Here is a 16,312-nt window from a genome sequence, read left to right on the forward strand (position 1 = left end):
GGTCCGGGGCCACAGCAACGGGGCCCGGGTCCGGGACGCGAACAAGGAAACCTGCCCGTCCGGCATACCAACTTCGGTTGTTCCGGCGGGCAACGGCGTCACCCTTGAAGTGCCGGCCATTGGGAAAACTAAAACGCCTGCATCGCGGCGCACCGCACACGGGCTCGGATCTGCGTGTCGCCGTGTATCTAAACGTCACGCTAGTCGCCGCACCAGCCCGCTCAACAGGGTCTTAGGTCCATGGCATCAGCGGCGCCGGATGCGGGTGGGGTCGCCGGATCAACGACGGATCCGGGCCGAAACAGCGGAAGGGTTCGGGATCACCCGCTGCGGGTGAGGCGCCCGCGCTGAGCCGCACCAACACTGGTGGTGAGTGCCAGTGACTGTGCTGCCAGGTTCAACGAATGTTCATGCCCGCCAGGTAGCCCGGCGGGCCGGTCAGGGCCGCCATGGGCAAACCGCTCAGTGACGCTGGAACCAACATTGTTGTGGAGTTAAAGCGAGTCAGGAGCGGAGTGCTCACCTGACACAGGCCGGCCGTGGCCATTGCGAGCCACGCAAGGCGTTGACGTGGATCTACCCCCCAGGTCCGAGGAGGCCCCCGATGAACGAATACCCGCTAATTGCCGATCACGGACTCATCGGCGACCTTCAAACAGCTGCGCTGGTGGCAACAGACGGCACGCTTGACTGGTTCTGCAGCCCGCGCTTCGACTCCCCCAGCATCTTCGCCTCCCTGCTGGACAGTCAACGCGGAGGTCACTTCAGTACCCGCCCGCGGGGCGAAGCTTTCGCCACGAAGCAGCTGTACCTGCCGGATACGGCCATCCTCATCACCAGGTTCTTGACCGAGGGCGGGGTTGGCGAACTTATGGACTTCATGCCGGTCGCCAGCTCCTCGCCCAGTGAACAGCACCGCATGGTGCGGATGCTGCGCTGCGTGCGCGGACAGATCTCGTTCGACATCGAAGTGGCTCCACGCTTCGATTACGGGCGGCGCCCCCACCACGTAAACGTCGACGGCGACGGCGCACTTTTTGATGCCGGAGAGACGCGCCTGGCACTCAGCCTCATCCTCGAGGAAAACGTCGGCCCGCTCACCAATAAGAACATCACGGAGGCGGGCGACCTTCACAACACGCTGCACCTGGAACAGGGCCAGATGCGCGGCGTCGTCCTGGAAACGGGCCCGGATGTGGTGCCCCGGATCATGCATCCTGATGAGGCCCAGCGACTGGTCGACGACACCGCACGCTTTTGGCATGACTGGGTCAGCCAGTCGACATACAGCGGCCGATGGCGGGAGGAGCTGGAACGCTCGGCAATCACGCTGAAGCTCCTGACGTACGCTCCCACAGGCGCACTGGTAGCTTCCCCGACCGCTGGCCTGCCCGAACAGATCGGCGGTGAACGCAACTGGGACTACCGGTACACGTGGATCCGCGATGCATCCTTTTCGGTTCACACGCTCGTTAGGATGGGATTCGTCGACGAGGCGGTCGCCTTCAGCCGCTGGCTCCGGGACCGCATCACGGAGCAGCTGGAAAGCGAAACAGGGCCGCTTAACATCATGTACCGTGTTGACGGCAATCCGGACCTCAATGAGGAAATCGTGGCCGACTGGGAGGGGTATCGCGGCTCCTACCCGGTGAGGATCGGGAACGGGGCGTCCGGGCAACTTCAGCTCGACATCTACGGCGAGGCGCTCGACGCCCTCTACCACCTCGACCGTGTCGGAGTGGAAATCGGACAACCGGGGTGGGTCGCCGTCTGCGGCCTGCTGGAGTGGCTCGCGGACAACTGGGACCAGCCCGAGGAAGGAATCTGGGAGACTCGAGGCGGACGCAAGGACTTCACCTACGGGCGGTTGATGTGTTGGGTTGCTTTCGATCGGGCTATTCGGCTCGCTACTTCCCACGGCCGGCCGGCGCCTATGGACCGGTGGATGGCCGAGCGCGACGCGATCTACAACCAAATCATGGAAAAGGGCTGGAGCCCCGAGCGCCAGGCTTTTGTCCAGCAGTACGGTGAGACGGTGCTCGACGCCTCCTTGCTGAAGATGTCGCAGGTCGGTTTCGTGTCGCCGGATGATCCGATGTGGCAATCGACCCTCACGGCGATGGACACCGAACTCGTCTCCGACAGCCTGGTTTATCGCTATGACCCCAGCGCATCGCCGGACGGTCTCCGCGGCTCCGAAGGCACGTTCTCGCTCTGCACCTTCCTTTACGTAGACGCTCTTGCCCGCGCCGGCCGGGTCGACGAAGCACGGCTGACCTTCGAGAAAATGCTGACGTACGCAAACCACCTCGGCCTGTACTCCGAAGAAATCGCTACCACCGGTGAACAGATCGGCAATTTTGCGCAGGCCTTTACGCACCTCGCGCTCATCGACGCCGCCATTACCCTCAACGAATGTCTGGACGACCCGGCACATAGGACCCGCCGGCCCGGGCACCGGCCGAAGAGGGTCCTATGACACCCGGCCCACAAAGCCAGGCAGGATGGTGCTGCCCGTGGAGGTTGTCGGCGGACCTGTGAACTCATCGGATACTCCCGCGCAGAGGCTGGGTCCGGAGGCTATCAGCCGCCCAGTTTCCGCTTGACGCATTCCCATATGGGTATATGATTGTTGTCATGGCACGAGCAGCGACGACGTCGGACGTCTTTAACGCGATCGCCGAGCCGCAGCGCCGGGAGATCCTGATGCTGCTGCGGGCGGGTGAACGGCCGGTGACCGAGTTGTCCCGGGAGCTGGGAATCTCCCAGCCGGGGGCGTCCAAACACCTGCGGGTGCTCCGAGAGGTCGGGCTGGTGCGGGACCGCCAGGCAGGCAAGCAGCGCCTCTACGGCTTGGACGCCCGCGGGCTGCGCACTGTTCACGAGTGGACCGGCGGGTTCGAGCAGTTCTGGAACCAGAGCTTCGACCGGCTGGACACGTACGTTAAGGACCTGAAGCAGGCAAGACAGGAGGAGTAGCTGATGAGCGAGATGGGACGAGTAGCGCCGGCGCAGTCCGCGACGGCCGACCGCGAGATCGACATCTCCCGGGTCATCGAGGCCCCGCGGGAGCTGGTGTTCGAGGCATTCACCGAGGTACGGCACCTGTCGCGGTGGTGGGGACCGGAGGGCTTCACCACTACCACGCGGTCCTTCGAGTTCCGGGTCGGCGGGGAGTGGGACTTCGTGATGCACGGGCCGGACGGGACGGACTACCAGGAGTGGATCACCTGGATCGAGATCGCTCCGCCGGAGCGGATTGCGATGCTCCACGGTGAGTTCCGCGGCGACCCGAACGCCTTCGAATCGGTCCTGACGTTCGAGCCCGACGGTGCGGCGACCAGGATCGCGATGCGTACGGTGTTCCCCACCAAGGACCTGCGCGACGAGGCGGTCCAGAAGTACCACGCGATCGAGGGCGGCCAGCAGACCCTCAGCAACTTGGCTGCCTACATCACCGAGATCTTACGGACAGGGGCCGAAGGCTGATGGCCGGGAAAGTGTTCTTCAGCGTTTCGATGTCGCTGGACGGGTACATCGCGCCCGAGTCCCCCGAGGAGTTGATGGGGCAGCAGTGGATGGAACTGCAGCGGTGGATCTTCCCGACGCGGTTTCTCCGGGAGAACCTGAAACTCGGCGCAGGCGGCGAGGAAGGGCGCGACAACGACATCGCCCGGCAGACGTTCGAGCGCACCGGCGCGAGCGTCATGGGCAAGCGAATGTTCGACGCCGGCGAGCACGCATGGCCCCAGGAGGCGCCGTTCCACACGCCGGTCTTCGTCGTGACGCACGAGAAGCGTGACCCCTGGGAGCGGCCGGGCGGGACCACGTTCCATTTCGTCAACGACGGCATCGAATCAGCGCTCGGCCGGGCCCGCGAGGCCGCCGGCGGCCGCGACGTCCGCATCGCGGGCGGCGGCGCAACGATTCTGGAGTACGTGAACGCCGGCCTGATCGACGAGTTCTCGATCGCGCTCTCACCCGTGCTGTTCGGCGCCGGAATCCGCCTGTTCGAGGGCGTGGACGCCGGCCGCGTGGCCCTGGAACCGGTCCGATCGGAGCCGACGCAGCGGGCGACCCACCTGACCTACGCAGTCCGGGAGCGGTGAAGCGTGGATCCTAACTTCGTGTCGGCTGAGGAGTTCGGCGCGTTTCTTGACGGCGCTGAGATACTCGGCGAACGCCTCCTCGATCCCCGGGGCTGCGTTCCAAAGCAGGCCCCGCAGCGGGCCGGCGAAATCCTGCCTGACGTGCAGGATCGTCTGCCCCCCGTGGGGGGTGAGCGTGAATGTGCGCACACTCTTGAACAGGGCAAGGGGCATGCCTCCGGTCCAGGTCATTACTTCGCCCGGTATTTGCCGGACGCGTAAGCGGAAGGTACGGTTCCCGCCGGTCCGGGTGCGGACTCTGATCATGCCGCCGTGGCGCAGTTCGCCGTCAATGTGAGTGATCCCCGAGTTCCAGACGGTGTAATTGCCGCCGTCAGTGATGATGTCCCATACCGTGCAATGCCGGGCATTGATCAGCGTCTTTGACTCGTAGAACTTCATGTCACTGCCAGGCCAGTACCTTGCCCTTGATCCTGTCGAACTCATCGGGGCTGATGGTTCAAGAGCCCGGAAGCGCCCTGACGTTGGAATGCGTGACGTCTCGACATTGGAGGCTTCTTTCCGATGAGGATTGCGACAGGTGGCTCTGCACTGGAGCGTACGATCATTTTCGGGCCGCACCGGTGGTGCGGACCTCATCCGCGGAAGATGATTCCCTGGTGCCGGCTGGCGCTACCCGGGGATCCGGAATTCCTGGGCCGTCAGCGTCCAGTCGGTTCCGGTGGCGCTCACTATCAGTGTGTACGTCCCGGGGTCCAAGGTGACGCCGATCGCGCCGGAGCCGCCGGCCTTACCCAGGGACAGCACAGTGATGGCCGGTCCTTTCGCGGGTTGAAGGTAAGCGACGGCCGCCCCAGTGAACGTGTACTCGATGTGGACCCTGCCGGTGAGGGTCACCAGCGACGCCGGGGCCTTCGTGGCGGAGGACTCCGCGACGGTGACCCACTCTTTCATCGGTGGCGGTGGGACCGGGTCCAGCAATGCCTTGATGGCGGTGACAGTCCCTGCGATGGGGGCGGCGCTGACGCAGATCAGGACACCCGCGACGGCGGCCACCAAGACGGCCGAAGCCACACGCAGGCCTCGGCGCAGGGCGTTCGTCCCGGCCAACGGCATGGACGCACCGTCGGCGGCGTATTCTTTGGTGATTCGGAACAGGTCAATGAGCCACCAGATCCCCAGCCCACCGAGCGTCAGCAGCTTCAGGGTGCCGGAGACGGGCTGGCGGAGGTAGAACCGGTCCGCGCCGGTGAAGCCCAGGAACAACGCCAGTAGCCACGCCGTGCGCAGGGAGCGCATCGGCAGCCGCTCACCTTCGAAGAACAGCCCATGCTGCTCGGTCAGAGTCACCTTCCGATTCTTGAGCAGCCACGCGCGGGATGTCTACGGTCTTTCGGCACGATTGGAGCGCCGCAAGCCGGGCCAGGGCTCAGCGGGCCAGGCTCAATGGCTCAGTGCTTCGGGGTCAGGGCTTCGGCGCCAAGGATTTGGCGGCCGCCACGAAGTTCCGGATCCTGGCCAGGTCCTTGACTCCGCGGGAGGACTCGACGCCCGAGGAGACGTCCACCCCCCACGCGCCCGCCTGCTGCCCGGCGTCGGCGACGTTGGCGGGATCAAGCCCGCCGGCCAACAGCCACTTGCGCCCCGCCAGCCCCTTGGCGCGGACCGAGGCATAGTCCCAGGCCTCGCCGGACCCGGGCACCGCGGCGTCGATCAGGAGCAGGTCCTCGCCCCAGTCCGCAAATGCATCGGGCGCAGCGGACATGGTGACAGCCCTGATGAGTTTGAGCCCGGCGTCGTGCACTGTGCGCACGTCTCCGGGCGTGCGGTCGCCGTGGAGCTGGACCCAGTCCAGCCCGGCTTCACGGGCGAGTTCGATCGCGTCCGCCGCCGCCTCGTGCCGGAAGACGCCGACCGCGGGGAGCCCTGCCGGGACGTGGGCCAGGAGTTCCCGGGCCTGCGCCGGTGTCACTTCGCGGGGGCTGCGGGTCAGGACGAAGCCGACGGCGTCCGCCCCGGCCTCCGCGGCGGTCCGCACCGAATCCGGGGTGCTGAGCCCGCATACCTTGACGAACATTTGGCTCCTTCTGCTGTGTTTCCTGCTTCTGCCCGACGTTTCTGTCTCCGACCGTAGCAAGGACCGAGGCCTGTTGGCCTGCCCGGACCGCGAGGTGAGACTTCGGCGCTCGCGGCCGGCGGATAGGGTGGAGGGATGGAGATCATCCGCTATGCCGAGCTGAAAGCCCAACCCTGGCGCAACGGCGGCGGGGTGACCCGCGAGGTGGCCAGCCATCCTGCGGCCGCATCTTCCGTGCCGGGCACAGGTGATGGCGGCTGGGACTGGCGGGTGAGCATCGCCGACGTCTCCAAAGCCGGCGACTTCTCGGCATTTCCCGGCATGGACCGCGTCCTCACCGTGCTGGAAGGTGAATTGCTGCTGCTGAGCGTCGACGGCGCCGAGCACCCGCTCGAGAAATACCGTCCGTTCCGGTTCTCCGGCGACGCCGCTGCGGCCGGTTCGCTTCCCACGGGCGACATCCGGGACCTTAACGTCATCACCCGCAACGGCGTGTTCAAGGGCTACACGTCCATCATCGAGCTCTCCAAGAAGCGGGCGCATCCTGTGTTTGCCGGCCAGCTGGGGATCCTGCTGCAAGGCCAGGCTGCGGTCACGCCCGGCACAGCCGGAGCCAGCCAGGCCGACGTCGTACCCGCCGGAAGTGCCGCCGGCGCGGCTGGAACCCAGGCCGGGCCAACGACGCTCGCCCGCTATGACGCCGTCGTGGGTTCCGATACCGACACCCCGGAGATCCTGGGCCGCGGCTTCCTGGCCGTGGTGTCGATCGACCCCGTCGCCGGCTAGCCCTCCGCGGCCTTCACCCGCGTGCCGCCGATGCCCACCGAATCCTGGGACAGGCGCTGCGCGAGCCAGATCGGCACAATCGAGACGACAATCAGGACCACGGCCACCACGTTGACCACCGGCGCCTGGTTGGGCCTGAAGAGGTTCTGCAGGATCCAGATCGGCAGCGTGGTGTCGCCGGCGCCGATGGTGAACGTGGTCACGATGATTTCGTCGAAACTCAGCGCGAAGGCCAGCAGCCCGCCGGCCAGCAGGGCGGACCGGAGCTGCGGGAACGTGACCAGCCGGAAGGTCGTGAACACGCCGGCGCCCAGGTCGGCGGACGCCTCCTCCAGGCCCCCGTGCATCCGGCGCAGCCGCGCAATGACGTTGTTGAACACGGTCACCATGCAGAAGGTGGCGTGCGCGATCACCACCGTCCACATGCTCAGCGAGACTCCCAGGATGGTGGTGAACATGTTGTTCAGGGCGATGCCGGTCACGATGCCGGGCAGCGCGATCGGCAGGATCACCAGCAGGCTGATGACGTCCCGGCCGAAGAATTTGTAGCGCAGCAGGGCCAGCGCCAGGAGCGTGCCCAGCACCAGCGAGATGACGGTGGAGACCGCCGCCACCCACAGCGAGGACACCACGGCCTCGCGGACACCGGTGGAATCAAAGGCCCGCCCCCACCATTCCAGGGTGAAGCCCTGCGGCGGCCAGCCGAAGGTCCGGTCCGCGTTGAAGGAGTTCACCACCACCAGCAGCAGCGGGAGGTAGATGAACAGGAACACCGCCGCGGTGACGACGCCGAGGATGACTTTGGCGCTTCGGGAAAGTCTCATGGTGCTCCTGCCGCCTGGTCCGGGCTGCACGCCGCTCTGTTCACAGGCTGTTGAGGGCGCCGGAGCGCCGGACGATAAAGAGGTACAGGGTGATGATCGCGATCGGGACCAGCGAGACGGCCGCGGCGAACGGCAGGTTGTTCGCGGCCCCCACGTTCGCGTAAACCACGGTGCCGAGCATCTGGGTGGTGCCGCCGACGATCTGCGCCGTGATGTAGTCCCCCAGGGAGAGCGAGAACGTGAAAATCGTCCCGGCAATAATGGAGGGCACTAGGAGGGGGAACATGACCAGGCGCATGGTGGTCAGCGGTTTCGCCCCCAGGTCGCCGGAGGCCTCCAGCAGCGAGTCGGGTACCCGGTCGAACCCGGCGTAGATCGGCAGGATCATAAACGGCAGCCAGATGTAGGCCAGCGTCAGGATCACGGCGGTTTCACCGTACCCCGGGGACTCCAGCCCGATCGGTGCGCCCAGCCACTCCAACAGGCCGCCGTCGGCGAGCACGTTCCGCCACGCGTAGGCCTTGACCAGGTAGCTCGCCCACAGCGGCATCAGCACGGCCACCACCAGCAGCTTCTGCCAGCGGGGGCTGGCCACCTTGGCGATGAAAAACGCCATGGGCAGCGCAAGGACCAGGTCGATCAGCGTCACGGCGATCGCGATCCACAGGGTCCGCAGGGTGATCCGCTGGTAGACCGGATCGGTCAGGACCGTCACCACGTTCTCGGTGGTCCATTCCGTGGACACCTTGCCGGTGAAGGTGTCCACGGTCCAGAACGCGGTAATCAGCAGCGCCGCGAGGGCGGCGATGTAGACGAGCACCAGCCAGCCGGCGGGGGCGGTGACCAGCCCCGCCAGCCGAAGGTTCGGCGAGCGGTGGAGCAGCGCCGAGAACCTGTGGGCCTTGGGCCGGGGCACGGCGGCGGCTGCCGGGGGTGTGCCGGGGACCGGGTGCTTCGTCTGCAGCGACATGTCAGCCCTTGATCTCGGTCCAGGCCTGCGTCCACTCCGAGTAGTCGGTGCACTGGACGTCCGTCCGGCCGTCCAGGCATTCGGCCACCGGGGTGGTCCAGTACCAGATCTGCTCCGCGTAGGCCTCGTCACCGGAGTGGAAGGTCTCGCAGTGCGCCTTGTCCTTGGTCAGGTCGCAGGCCTTGGGGTTGGCCGGCGATTCGCCGAAGTACTCCGCCACCGCCGCGTTGGCCTCGGGGCTGGCGATGTAGTCGAGCCACAGGTAGGCGCAGTTCTTGTTCTTGGACGCCGAGCTGATCATCCATGTGTCCGACCAGCCGGTGGCGCCTTCTTCGGGGAGCAGGGTCTTCACATTGGTCCCGTTCTGGACGGCGATGTTGGCCCCGACCTGCCAGGTGGTGCCCACCACCGTGCTGCCGCTGGCGAAGGCCTGGACCTCTTTGACGACGTCGCTCCAGTACTCGCCGACGTGCTTGCGCTGCTCCTTCAGCAGGTCAACCGCGGCCGCGAGCTGGTCCTTGTCCAGGGCGTAGGGGTTCTTGATGCCGAGGTCCGGCTTGTGCGTCATGAGGTAGACGGCGGCGTCGGCGATGTAGATCGGCGAGTCGTACGCGGTGACCTTGCCGCTGTGCTGGGCGGCGTCGTCGAACACGGCGCTCCAGGACGTGGGCGCCGGGGTGACGGTATCCACGGAGTACATCAGCAGGTTGGCTCCCCACCCATGCGGCATCCCGTAGTTTTGGCCGTCCACGGTGTTCCACGCCTTGTCCTTCAGGAACGGGTACACGTCGGCATAGTTCTTCAGCAGGTCCATGTTGACGGGCTCCACGTCGTTGCCGGCGATCAGCCGCAGGGAAGCGTCACCGGAGGCGGACACGACGTCGTACTGGTCGGTGCGCATCAGCGTCACGGCCTCGTCCGAGGTGCCGAAGGGCTTAAAGCTCACCTTGCACCCGGTCTGGGTCTCGAAGGGCGTCACCCAGTCGACGGCGGGGTCGTTGCTGCCGTCCTCGACGTAGCCGGGCCACGCGAGGATGGAAAGCTGCCCTTCGCCGGTGCCGATTTCGGTCTTGACCGGCTGCGCGGACGGGCTGGCGGACCCGCCGCCGGTGGTGCCGCAGCCCGCGAGTGCGAGCGCTGCCGCCGCGGCCACCCCGACCACGAGGGAGGCCCTATTCCTTGATGCCATGATCCTTACCTTTCGTTGGAGGGTGAATCAGAAACAGGCGTCAACGCGACGCCGACGCGTCAGGTGTGCCGCTGGACGGCAGCCAGACGGCGGCGTCGTCGTCCCAGTTCACCGTGACCGGGCGGCCCACCAGGTCCGCGTCGCCGCCGGGCAGCGTTTCCGGTGCAAGAACGACGACGGCGGGACCGTCGTCGAGCTGTACCCGCACCTGGGTGGCGTGCCCGACGTAGACGAGCGAGGTGACAGTGCCGGGGCGGGAGGTGACGCCGGCGCGCGGTTCCGGGGCCGCCGTCCAGGACAGGCGCAGCCGTTCCGGCCGGATGCAGACCTGCTCCGCGCGGCCGTAAAGTTCCTGGGCGTGGCCGGCGTCGAAGATGTTGGAGGTGCCGACGAAGTTGGCCACAAATGCGCCGCCGGGGCGCTCGTAGATCTCGTGCGCCGTGCCGATCTGTTCGAGGCTTCCGTTGTTGAAGACGCCAATGCGGTCGCTCATGGTCAGGGCCTCCTCCTGGTCATGGGTGACGAAGATGAAGGTGATGCCGAGCGAGCGCTGCAGTTCCTTGAGTTCCACCTGCATCTGCTGCCGGAGCTTGAGGTCCAGGGCACCCAGGGGCTCATCCAGCAGCAGGACCTTCGGCTGCACTACCAGTGCCCGGGCCAGCGCGACGCGCTGGCGCTGACCGCCGGACAGCTGGGCGGGCTTGCGTCCAAGGAACTTCCCCAGCTGCACGCGTTCCAGGGCTTCACGGGCCCGCTCGTGGCGTTCCTTCCTGGCCATGCCGCGGACGCGCAGGCCGTAGGCGACGTTGTCGATGAGGGACATGTGCGGGAACAGCGCATAATCCTGGAACACCGTGTTGAGGTCACGCTCGAAGGGCGCCATCCCGGTGACGTCCTTGCCCTCAAGTTCGATGCTTCCCGAGGTGGGCAGCTCGAAGCCCGCGATCAGGCGCAGGACAGTGGTTTTGCCGGATCCCGACGGCCCCAGCATGGAGAAGAATTCGCCCTGGCGGATGTCCAGGTCCAGCGTGTTGACGGCGACGGTGTCGCCGAAGACTTTGGTGAGTTTCCGCAGGCGGATCGCGGGAACCGCGTCCGACTGCGTCTGCCTGCCGGCGGCCAGCGTTTCGGTCATGGGGTGCGCCTAACTCCGTTGCCGGATCGTCCCAGATGCGACACAGCGGGGTGTGATCCATGCCACAACGGGCTGCTGGGCCAAATACTATTACTCCATAGGTTTTGTGTATAGACCCCTACGAATGCCCGCATTAGGATGGCTTCAACCGGGCGCAGGCAGCCCCCAGCACCCGCTCCTGGTTCTGGAACCGCGACGCCGAAAACTGTCAGGGAGGGCCCGGATGCTGCTGACACCGCAGGGCGCTTCCCGGAGCCTGGCTGCCGTGTTCACGCCGATCAAGTCCCGGGGCCTGGTGGATGAGGTATGCGGCCGGATAGAGCAGGCGGTGGAAACCGGGCTGCTCACCAGCGGGCAGCGGCTGCCCAACGAAACGGAACTGGCCGCTGCCCTGGGGGTCTCCGCGGTGACCGCCCGGGAAGCCCTGGCGCAGCTCCGGACCTCGGGCATCATCCGCACGGCGCGGGGCCGCAACGGCGGAAGTTTCATTGCGGATGACGTCCTGCCTTCCCGGGAGCGGGCCCTGGACCAGCTCCGGGAACTGACCCGGCTCCAGATCAGTGACCTAGGACTGCACTACCAGGCCATTGCGGCAGCCTGCGCCAGCGTCGCGGCCCGGCGCTCCGATGCCGCGGACATGGCAACCTTGCGATCCTTCATTCCCACCACGGAGGAGGATCCGTTGCAGTGGCGGCTGGCTCTCTCCGAGTTCCTGCTCGAGGTGGCCGCCATCGCCCGCTCGGCCAGGCTGGCCCGGGAACTGATCCGCCTGCAGGCGGACCTGGGCACGCTCACGCTGCTGCCGTGCGCCGACTCCGGCTACCGCGTGCGGACCATCGGCCTTCTCGAGGAGGTGGCGGCCGCCGTCGAAGCCCACCAGCCGGCGGCCGCGGAAACCGCGGTGAAGGCCCTGGTCGCTGCCACCACGGACTGGCTGCTGACCGAGCAGTCCCAACGCTACTGATCCGTTCCTTCGAGCCAAGGACTCCCGATGTCTGAAACCACCGCATCCCCCGACTCACTGACCCTGGACGCCGCCGGGGAGCTCAACGCCGCCATCACCGGCATCGAGGGCAGGCTCGAGGTGTGGGCGTCGGAAACGGGAACCGCGCTGGCGGCGCTCTCCGCCAAGATCACGGGCACCGCCGTGGACAAGCTCATCCGGCCGGTGGTCGAGGAACTGGTCCGGGCTCCCGACGGCTACGTCGCCGGCGCCGGCTTCCTCGCGAACGCCGGGCTGCTGGGACCCGACCGCAGCTACATCGCCTGGTGGCAGGGTGAGGAGATGGAGCACGTGGACGCCCTCGCCAACTTCAGCCCCAACTCCATCAGCCGCTACGTTAAGTCTGAGTGGTTCCGCGTCCCGGTGGAAACCGGCCAGGCCCACGTGACCGGGCCTTACGTGGACTTCCTGTGCACCGACGAATACGTCCTGACCTTCACGCACCCGGTGTTCTGCCGCCCGGACGGTCCGGTGGTGGGCATAGTGGGGATGGACGTCACCGTGCAGCGGCTGGAGCGCGGCGCCATGCCCGGCCTGCGCCGGATCGGCGAACGGGCCACCCTGGTGAACTCCGACGGCCGCGCCATTGTCTCTGCAGCCCCGGACATCGCCGCCGGGGACCTCACCGCCGCCGAGGAGGGCTGCAGCGTCTATCCCGCGGGCCGGAAGTGCCGCATCTGGAGCGGCGCCACAGCGCTGTGACCTCCCCATGCGAACTCCCGTCGAGTGCTCCATAACTGCCGTTTAGAGGGTTCAAAAGGGCATTTACGGAGCATTCGATGGTGGATGGCTGGGAGCCGAGACTGCACTGGGCGGGTCAGAGCGGCCGACCGTAAGGGTATTTCACCCAGGCTCCGGTACCTTCTGCCGGGCACGCATGGTCTGCGCCGTTTTTCGTGGACCGGTAGTCCGCGGGGTAGCGGGATCCCTGAAGCACTGCGTCCAAATTGACGTCGTACTCCTCACGCCCGTCCGCGAACCGCGCGTCATATCGAGTGCTGAGATAACGGCTCTTCAACCAGCGACGTGTCTTCCAATGTGCGGTGGCTCGGATAGCAATCGGCAGTTGAGAACTCATGCCTACATCCTCGCCTGTCCGTGAATCCTCATGTTGCAAACCGCTGGTGGAAAGGTCAACGGATAGTCGGAATGATCTTCGCAATCCTTTTCCCGGGAACTGCTCGGCGTAGTCTTCAGCCGTACTGCGTTCGGCGGTAGCGGGATGCCCTGCGGCCCATGCGCCCGCGCACGGTGTCTGGAGCCCATCCGTAAGCCGATCCATCACCGGGCGCTGCGGCCTCAGGTGAAGGACTCAACAAGTTCGCGGCGTCACAAATGCTGGGCACCTGTCAGCCGAACTTCTTCCATTGGCCTTCGGAAACCACCTCGACGGAGCCGTCGACGACCTTGATAGCTGTCTGTTCGTCGATGGCGTAGGCAGGTACGCCGATGTCGGCGGCCCACCGCTCTGCGTGGGCCAGGGTGTTGCTCGGGAAGGCGTCCAGATGCGGAAAGATCGAAAAATCCACCACCCCCAGAGTCCGATCATCCGGAGCGGACGGCCACTCGACGAAGTTTTCCCCGATCCGGGGCGTCATCACCATGCTTCCGGCACTCACTCCCACCCACACCGTGTCGGGAAGTGACGGCAGCAGCTCGGCCAGCCCGGACTCATGCATCCAATGGGACAGGTACGTAGCGTCGCCGCCGTCGACCAAGAGCACGTCGGCCTCCCGAACCCAGGGGACCCACCGCTCTGCGCCGATGGTGGGCAGCGCGGTGAGCTCGAGAACGCCGAGCGACGCCCAACCCAGGCCGGACAAATGACGGAAGTCGTGCTCGGCGGTCAGGAGGCCCCGCACCGACGCCGGTCCGCACATCGGGTGACCCCACTGCGCTGTCGGGACGACCAAGGCGTTGCACTGGGCGATGGGCTTGTTGAGAAGCTGCACGAGCGCGGAGTGGATGCTCGGGTTCGTCACGCCGCCTGACGTAAGCAAGAGTTTCAAACGTGCCCCCCAAAGTTTCGCGCGCGGATGGTGGATGTGCCCGGATCCGGAGGAACGGGCTGGAACTCACCGACGGATCCGGTAAGCACGCCCGTCGGTGTTCGGCCCTTCAATAGGTACACATCAAGTGAAACTTTGTCCACAGTTCGGCATGGATGCAGACCTCACGTTGGTCTGCCCATCCATGAGAAAAATACAGCCCGGTGTTGGCCGAACCTGACTGTCCCGGTGAGGGAACCCTGAGAGGGGCGGTTCACCCAGGCCAGCCGTCGCGCTCAAGGATGGTGTCGCGGATGGATCAGCCGCTGCTCATGGTCATGCCGAGGAGGGTGTATCTGGGCGCAGGTGTGTGTTGAAGAACCGAACGATGCGCCGGCGGGCATCCGCGGTGGCGGCCTCGTCGTACCTGGTGCCGGAGATGCGGGCGAGGAAACGCAGGAACAGGGTCTGATCCTCGGGTGCGTGGTCATTCATGAACCCGTGACCCACCCCCGGGTAGATCTTGACGTCGTGGGGCACCTCGAACTCGGCGAGCAGTTCGTCCAGCTGCTGACCGGCGCGCGCGCCCAGTGGGGACCTGTCAGCACCTCCGAAGCTCCCCACGACTGGGCACGCCTGCGTCAACCAGTTCCTGGCATCTGAGGGGCAGCCGCCGTAGTTGACGGCCGAAGCATTGAAACCGTGGCCCTCGGCCAAGGCGATGGCGTACCCGCCTCCCATGCAGAACCCGACCACGCCGACGACGTCTGTGCACCCGTCGTGATCTCGGAGCCATTGCCGCGCTGCCTCGATGTCGTCGAAGGACCGACCCCGGCGCGGGCCAAGGTCTCTCATGATCGTGCGCAGGCAGCGCAATCTGCTGCCCCAGTAGTAGAGGTCAGGTGCGATCACCAGGAACCCTTCCCCAGCCAGCCAGCGGGCGTGGCCCTGAAGGTCCCGGCTCATCCCAGTGAAGTCGTGAATCACGACGACGCCTGGCCACGGTGGTTCCGTCGTCGGCACCGCCACATAGGCGGTCATCGACCCACGACCGGTTTCGATCTCGAGAAGTGATGTCGTGTCCATAGCTCAGTTTGGGAGACACCGCGGTCTTTGGCCAGAGGAGGACCAGATTCGGTGCATCTCGGCCAAGAAAGAATCATCACAGCCCACGGCCCAGTCATCCCGCCGACCCGACGACGCAAAGGTCATTTCGCTCAACAAGTCGAATCGCCAAGCGAGAGAGCGGTGCGTCGTCCTGCGGATTGCATAACGGGTCTCGAGGTGCGTCCGTAAGCCGATCCTTCACCGCTCCCAGTACGACTCACGGATGAGTGCTGCGGCTTTAGTCGTGTTCAGGGTGCAGGGATGCATCTGCATCGGTCTCAACCCATCGGGTGAAGGTGGTGGTGAGGTTAGCCCGAGTGGGCGAGGCACAAAATGGGCCAACCTCGGCACTTACTGTTTCATCCAGAGGAGCAACGCGAATTAGCCGGAAAGCCTCATCCCCGGCGCGGGCCCTGATGGTGACGGCGTTACCGGCCCTGCTCAGCCGCACTGTGATTTCCCGATTGATCCACTCAGGGACAGGTGCCACCGACCAGTCGGAGACCCCATGTGTTACGACGGCCCCAACCTGTGGGACTCCGTCGGACACCTCCACACCGGCCTTGATCCAAGAAAATTCCGAAACGTGAAGATAGATCCCCGCCTGGTCGAACTGCTCGGTGTAATTCAGAAGGAATGAAACCTCCACCGCCCCCTCAGCGGGCAGCGGTGCCAACAGGGCATGCGCGCTATCATGGACGAAGCCGTACGAGGTGTGCCTCCACGCGTCACTGTTCTCGGCTGCGGTTACCCGCAGAGTCCGACCATCCGCGACGACACGCACGGGCGGGTTGCGCCACCTTCCCCGGTCCCAAGAATCGTCTGCTTCCTTTGCCACTTGTGTCACGTCAGATCCCCTAAGTCGATCGTTCAGTCCGTAAGCCCTATTCAAGCAGTGGCACATCCAACACAACGGCGATTGCCCGTTGACCGATCCCTGAACGGGCGCGTTGGGTGCATGACTCAAGACATCGCAATCCCTGCCCGGTAGAGTTCCGGGCATGGCTCGAACCGTAGGACAACCCAACAAGACCGGAGTTATCTGGGTTGCGGTTACTTGTGCCCTGATCATCACCGGTCAACTCTTTACGATCAGCGGTACTCCCGGCACTCACATAGCGTCG

The 16,312-nt window shown here is 65.7% G+C and carries 16 protein-coding genes and 1 pseudogene; 7 read left to right on the forward strand and 10 right to left on the reverse strand.

Annotated features, from left to right (window positions below):
• The first annotated feature begins 604 nt into the window (after nucleotides 1–604).
• The 4 genes from FS787_RS08150 to FS787_RS08165 all read left to right on the forward strand — a co-directional run bounded on the left by FS787_RS08150 (nucleotide 605) and on the right by FS787_RS08165 (nucleotide 4,109).
• Entirely contained in the window at nucleotides 605–2,479 is a 1,875-nt protein-coding gene (locus FS787_RS08150; protein WP_144671667.1) for a glycoside hydrolase family 15 protein, read from the forward strand.
• Between the two features lie 158 nt (nucleotides 2,480–2,637).
• The gene (locus FS787_RS08155) at nucleotides 2,638–2,979 is read left to right on the forward strand and encodes a helix-turn-helix transcriptional regulator (protein ID WP_144671668.1); all 342 of its coding nucleotides are present in this window, start codon (nucleotides 2,638–2,640) and stop codon (nucleotides 2,977–2,979) included.
• Between the two features lie 3 nt (nucleotides 2,980–2,982).
• The gene (locus FS787_RS08160; RefSeq protein WP_144671669.1) at nucleotides 2,983–3,489 is read left to right on the forward strand and encodes an SRPBCC family protein; all 507 of its coding nucleotides are present in this window, start codon (nucleotides 2,983–2,985) and stop codon (nucleotides 3,487–3,489) included.
• Entirely contained in the window at nucleotides 3,489–4,109 is a 621-nt protein-coding gene (locus FS787_RS08165; RefSeq protein WP_144671670.1) for a dihydrofolate reductase family protein, read from the forward strand. The genes FS787_RS08160 and FS787_RS08165 overlap by 1 nt, the downstream gene beginning before the upstream one ends.
• Nucleotides 4,110–4,154: 45 nt before the next feature.
• Here the strand turns inward: FS787_RS08165 and FS787_RS18265 are convergent.
• The 3 genes and pseudogenes from FS787_RS18265 to FS787_RS08180 all read right to left on the reverse strand — a co-directional run.
• Nucleotides 4,155–4,748, reverse strand: a pseudogene (locus FS787_RS18265) (SRPBCC family protein); the annotation flags it as partial.
• A 33-nt stretch (nucleotides 4,749–4,781) separates the two neighbouring features.
• Nucleotides 4,782–5,459 (reverse strand): TM2 domain-containing protein, encoded by a 678-nt coding sequence (locus FS787_RS08175; RefSeq protein WP_260982450.1) that lies wholly within the window; start codon nucleotides 5,457–5,459, stop codon nucleotides 4,782–4,784.
• A gap of 115 nt (nucleotides 5,460–5,574) precedes the next feature.
• Nucleotides 5,575–6,186 (reverse strand): phosphoribosylanthranilate isomerase, encoded by a 612-nt coding sequence (locus tag FS787_RS08180; protein ID WP_144671672.1) that lies wholly within the window; start codon nucleotides 6,184–6,186, stop codon nucleotides 5,575–5,577.
• 135 nt (nucleotides 6,187–6,321) lie between these two features.
• On the opposite strand from FS787_RS08180, the gene FS787_RS08185 reads away from it, so the two are divergent.
• Nucleotides 6,322–6,972 (forward strand): HutD family protein, encoded by a 651-nt coding sequence (locus tag FS787_RS08185; RefSeq protein WP_144671673.1) that lies wholly within the window; start codon nucleotides 6,322–6,324, stop codon nucleotides 6,970–6,972.
• Here FS787_RS08185 and FS787_RS08190 read toward each other — a convergent pair.
• Genes FS787_RS08190 through FS787_RS08205 form a run of 4 tightly spaced genes read right to left on the reverse strand, consistent with a single transcriptional unit; the run spans nucleotide 6,969 to nucleotide 11,090 of the window.
• Nucleotides 6,969–7,796: an ABC transporter permease gene (locus FS787_RS08190; protein ID WP_144671674.1), complete on the reverse strand. Its 828-nt coding sequence runs from the start codon at nucleotides 7,794–7,796 to the stop codon at nucleotides 6,969–6,971. The genes FS787_RS08185 and FS787_RS08190 overlap by 4 nt on opposite strands.
• A gap of 40 nt (nucleotides 7,797–7,836) precedes the next feature.
• Complete coding sequence (locus FS787_RS08195) at nucleotides 7,837–8,766, reverse strand: ABC transporter permease (protein ID WP_144671675.1); 930 nt, start codon at nucleotides 8,764–8,766, stop codon at nucleotides 7,837–7,839.
• Between the two features lies 1 nt (nucleotide 8,767).
• Nucleotides 8,768–9,955 (reverse strand): ABC transporter substrate-binding protein, encoded by a 1,188-nt coding sequence (locus FS787_RS08200; protein WP_144671676.1) that lies wholly within the window; start codon nucleotides 9,953–9,955, stop codon nucleotides 8,768–8,770.
• A gap of 40 nt (nucleotides 9,956–9,995) precedes the next feature.
• The gene (locus FS787_RS08205; RefSeq protein ID WP_144671677.1) at nucleotides 9,996–11,090 is read right to left on the reverse strand and encodes an ABC transporter ATP-binding protein; all 1,095 of its coding nucleotides are present in this window, start codon (nucleotides 11,088–11,090) and stop codon (nucleotides 9,996–9,998) included.
• A 223-nt stretch (nucleotides 11,091–11,313) separates the two neighbouring features.
• Here FS787_RS08205 and FS787_RS08210 point away from each other — a divergent pair, with 223 nt between their 5' ends.
• A complete protein-coding gene (locus tag FS787_RS08210; protein WP_186329111.1) occupies nucleotides 11,314–12,054 on the forward strand; it encodes a FadR/GntR family transcriptional regulator in 741 nt (246 codons plus the stop codon).
• A 27-nt stretch (nucleotides 12,055–12,081) separates the two neighbouring features.
• Complete coding sequence (locus tag FS787_RS08215) at nucleotides 12,082–12,795, forward strand: cache domain-containing protein (protein ID WP_144671679.1); 714 nt, start codon at nucleotides 12,082–12,084, stop codon at nucleotides 12,793–12,795.
• Nucleotides 12,796–13,442: 647 nt separating this feature from the next.
• On the opposite strand, the gene FS787_RS08220 is transcribed toward FS787_RS08215, so the two are convergent.
• The 3 genes from FS787_RS08220 to FS787_RS08230 all read right to left on the reverse strand — a co-directional run bounded on the left by FS787_RS08220 (nucleotide 13,443) and on the right by FS787_RS08230 (nucleotide 16,260).
• The gene (locus FS787_RS08220) at nucleotides 13,443–14,102 is read right to left on the reverse strand and encodes a Type 1 glutamine amidotransferase-like domain-containing protein (RefSeq protein ID WP_144671680.1); all 660 of its coding nucleotides are present in this window, start codon (nucleotides 14,100–14,102) and stop codon (nucleotides 13,443–13,445) included.
• Nucleotides 14,103–14,417: 315 nt separating this feature from the next.
• Nucleotides 14,418–15,167, reverse strand: coding sequence for a dienelactone hydrolase family protein (locus tag FS787_RS08225; protein ID WP_260982451.1), 750 nt, complete (start codon nucleotides 15,165–15,167; stop codon nucleotides 14,418–14,420).
• Nucleotides 15,168–15,426: 259 nt separating this feature from the next.
• Complete coding sequence (locus tag FS787_RS08230) at nucleotides 15,427–16,260, reverse strand: DUF1349 domain-containing protein (protein ID WP_313959645.1); 834 nt, start codon at nucleotides 16,258–16,260, stop codon at nucleotides 15,427–15,429.
• Nucleotides 16,261–16,312: the final 52 nt, after the last annotated feature.

The organism is Arthrobacter sp. U41 (assembly GCF_007679325.1).
Taxonomy (GTDB): domain Bacteria; phylum Actinomycetota; class Actinomycetes; order Actinomycetales; family Micrococcaceae; genus Arthrobacter.

Excerpts from the sequence above, each read along its gene's own strand:
- FS787_RS08150 (WP_144671667.1), top strand. The coding sequence starts at position 605 with ATGAACGAATACCCGCTAATTGCCGATCACGGACTCATCGGCGACCTT.
- FS787_RS08155 (WP_144671668.1), top strand. The coding sequence starts at position 2,638 with ATGGCACGAGCAGCGACGACGTCGGACGTCTTTAACGCGATCGCCGAG.
- FS787_RS08160 (WP_144671669.1), top strand. The coding sequence starts at position 2,983 with ATGAGCGAGATGGGACGAGTAGCGCCGGCGCAGTCCGCGACGGCCGAC.
- FS787_RS08165 (WP_144671670.1), top strand. The coding sequence starts at position 3,489 with ATGGCCGGGAAAGTGTTCTTCAGCGTTTCGATGTCGCTGGACGGGTAC.
- FS787_RS08180 (WP_144671672.1), bottom strand. The coding sequence starts at position 6,186 with ATGTTCGTCAAGGTATGCGGGCTCAGCACCCCGGATTCGGTGCGGACC.
- FS787_RS08185 (WP_144671673.1), top strand. The coding sequence starts at position 6,322 with ATGGAGATCATCCGCTATGCCGAGCTGAAAGCCCAACCCTGGCGCAAC.
- FS787_RS08190 (WP_144671674.1), bottom strand. The coding sequence starts at position 7,796 with ATGAGACTTTCCCGAAGCGCCAAAGTCATCCTCGGCGTCGTCACCGCG.
- FS787_RS08195 (WP_144671675.1), bottom strand. The coding sequence starts at position 8,766 with ATGTCGCTGCAGACGAAGCACCCGGTCCCCGGCACACCCCCGGCAGCC.
- FS787_RS08200 (WP_144671676.1), bottom strand. The coding sequence starts at position 9,955 with ATGGCATCAAGGAATAGGGCCTCCCTCGTGGTCGGGGTGGCCGCGGCG.
- FS787_RS08205 (WP_144671677.1), bottom strand. The coding sequence starts at position 11,090 with ATGACCGAAACGCTGGCCGCCGGCAGGCAGACGCAGTCGGACGCGGTT.
- FS787_RS08210 (WP_186329111.1), top strand. The coding sequence starts at position 11,314 with ATGCTGCTGACACCGCAGGGCGCTTCCCGGAGCCTGGCTGCCGTGTTC.
- FS787_RS08215 (WP_144671679.1), top strand. The coding sequence starts at position 12,082 with ATGTCTGAAACCACCGCATCCCCCGACTCACTGACCCTGGACGCCGCC.
- FS787_RS08225 (WP_260982451.1), bottom strand. The coding sequence starts at position 15,167 with ATGGACACGACATCACTTCTCGAGATCGAAACCGGTCGTGGGTCGATG.
- FS787_RS08230 (WP_313959645.1), bottom strand. The coding sequence starts at position 16,260 with ATGATCAGGGCACAAGTAACCGCAACCCAGATAACTCCGGTCTTGTTG.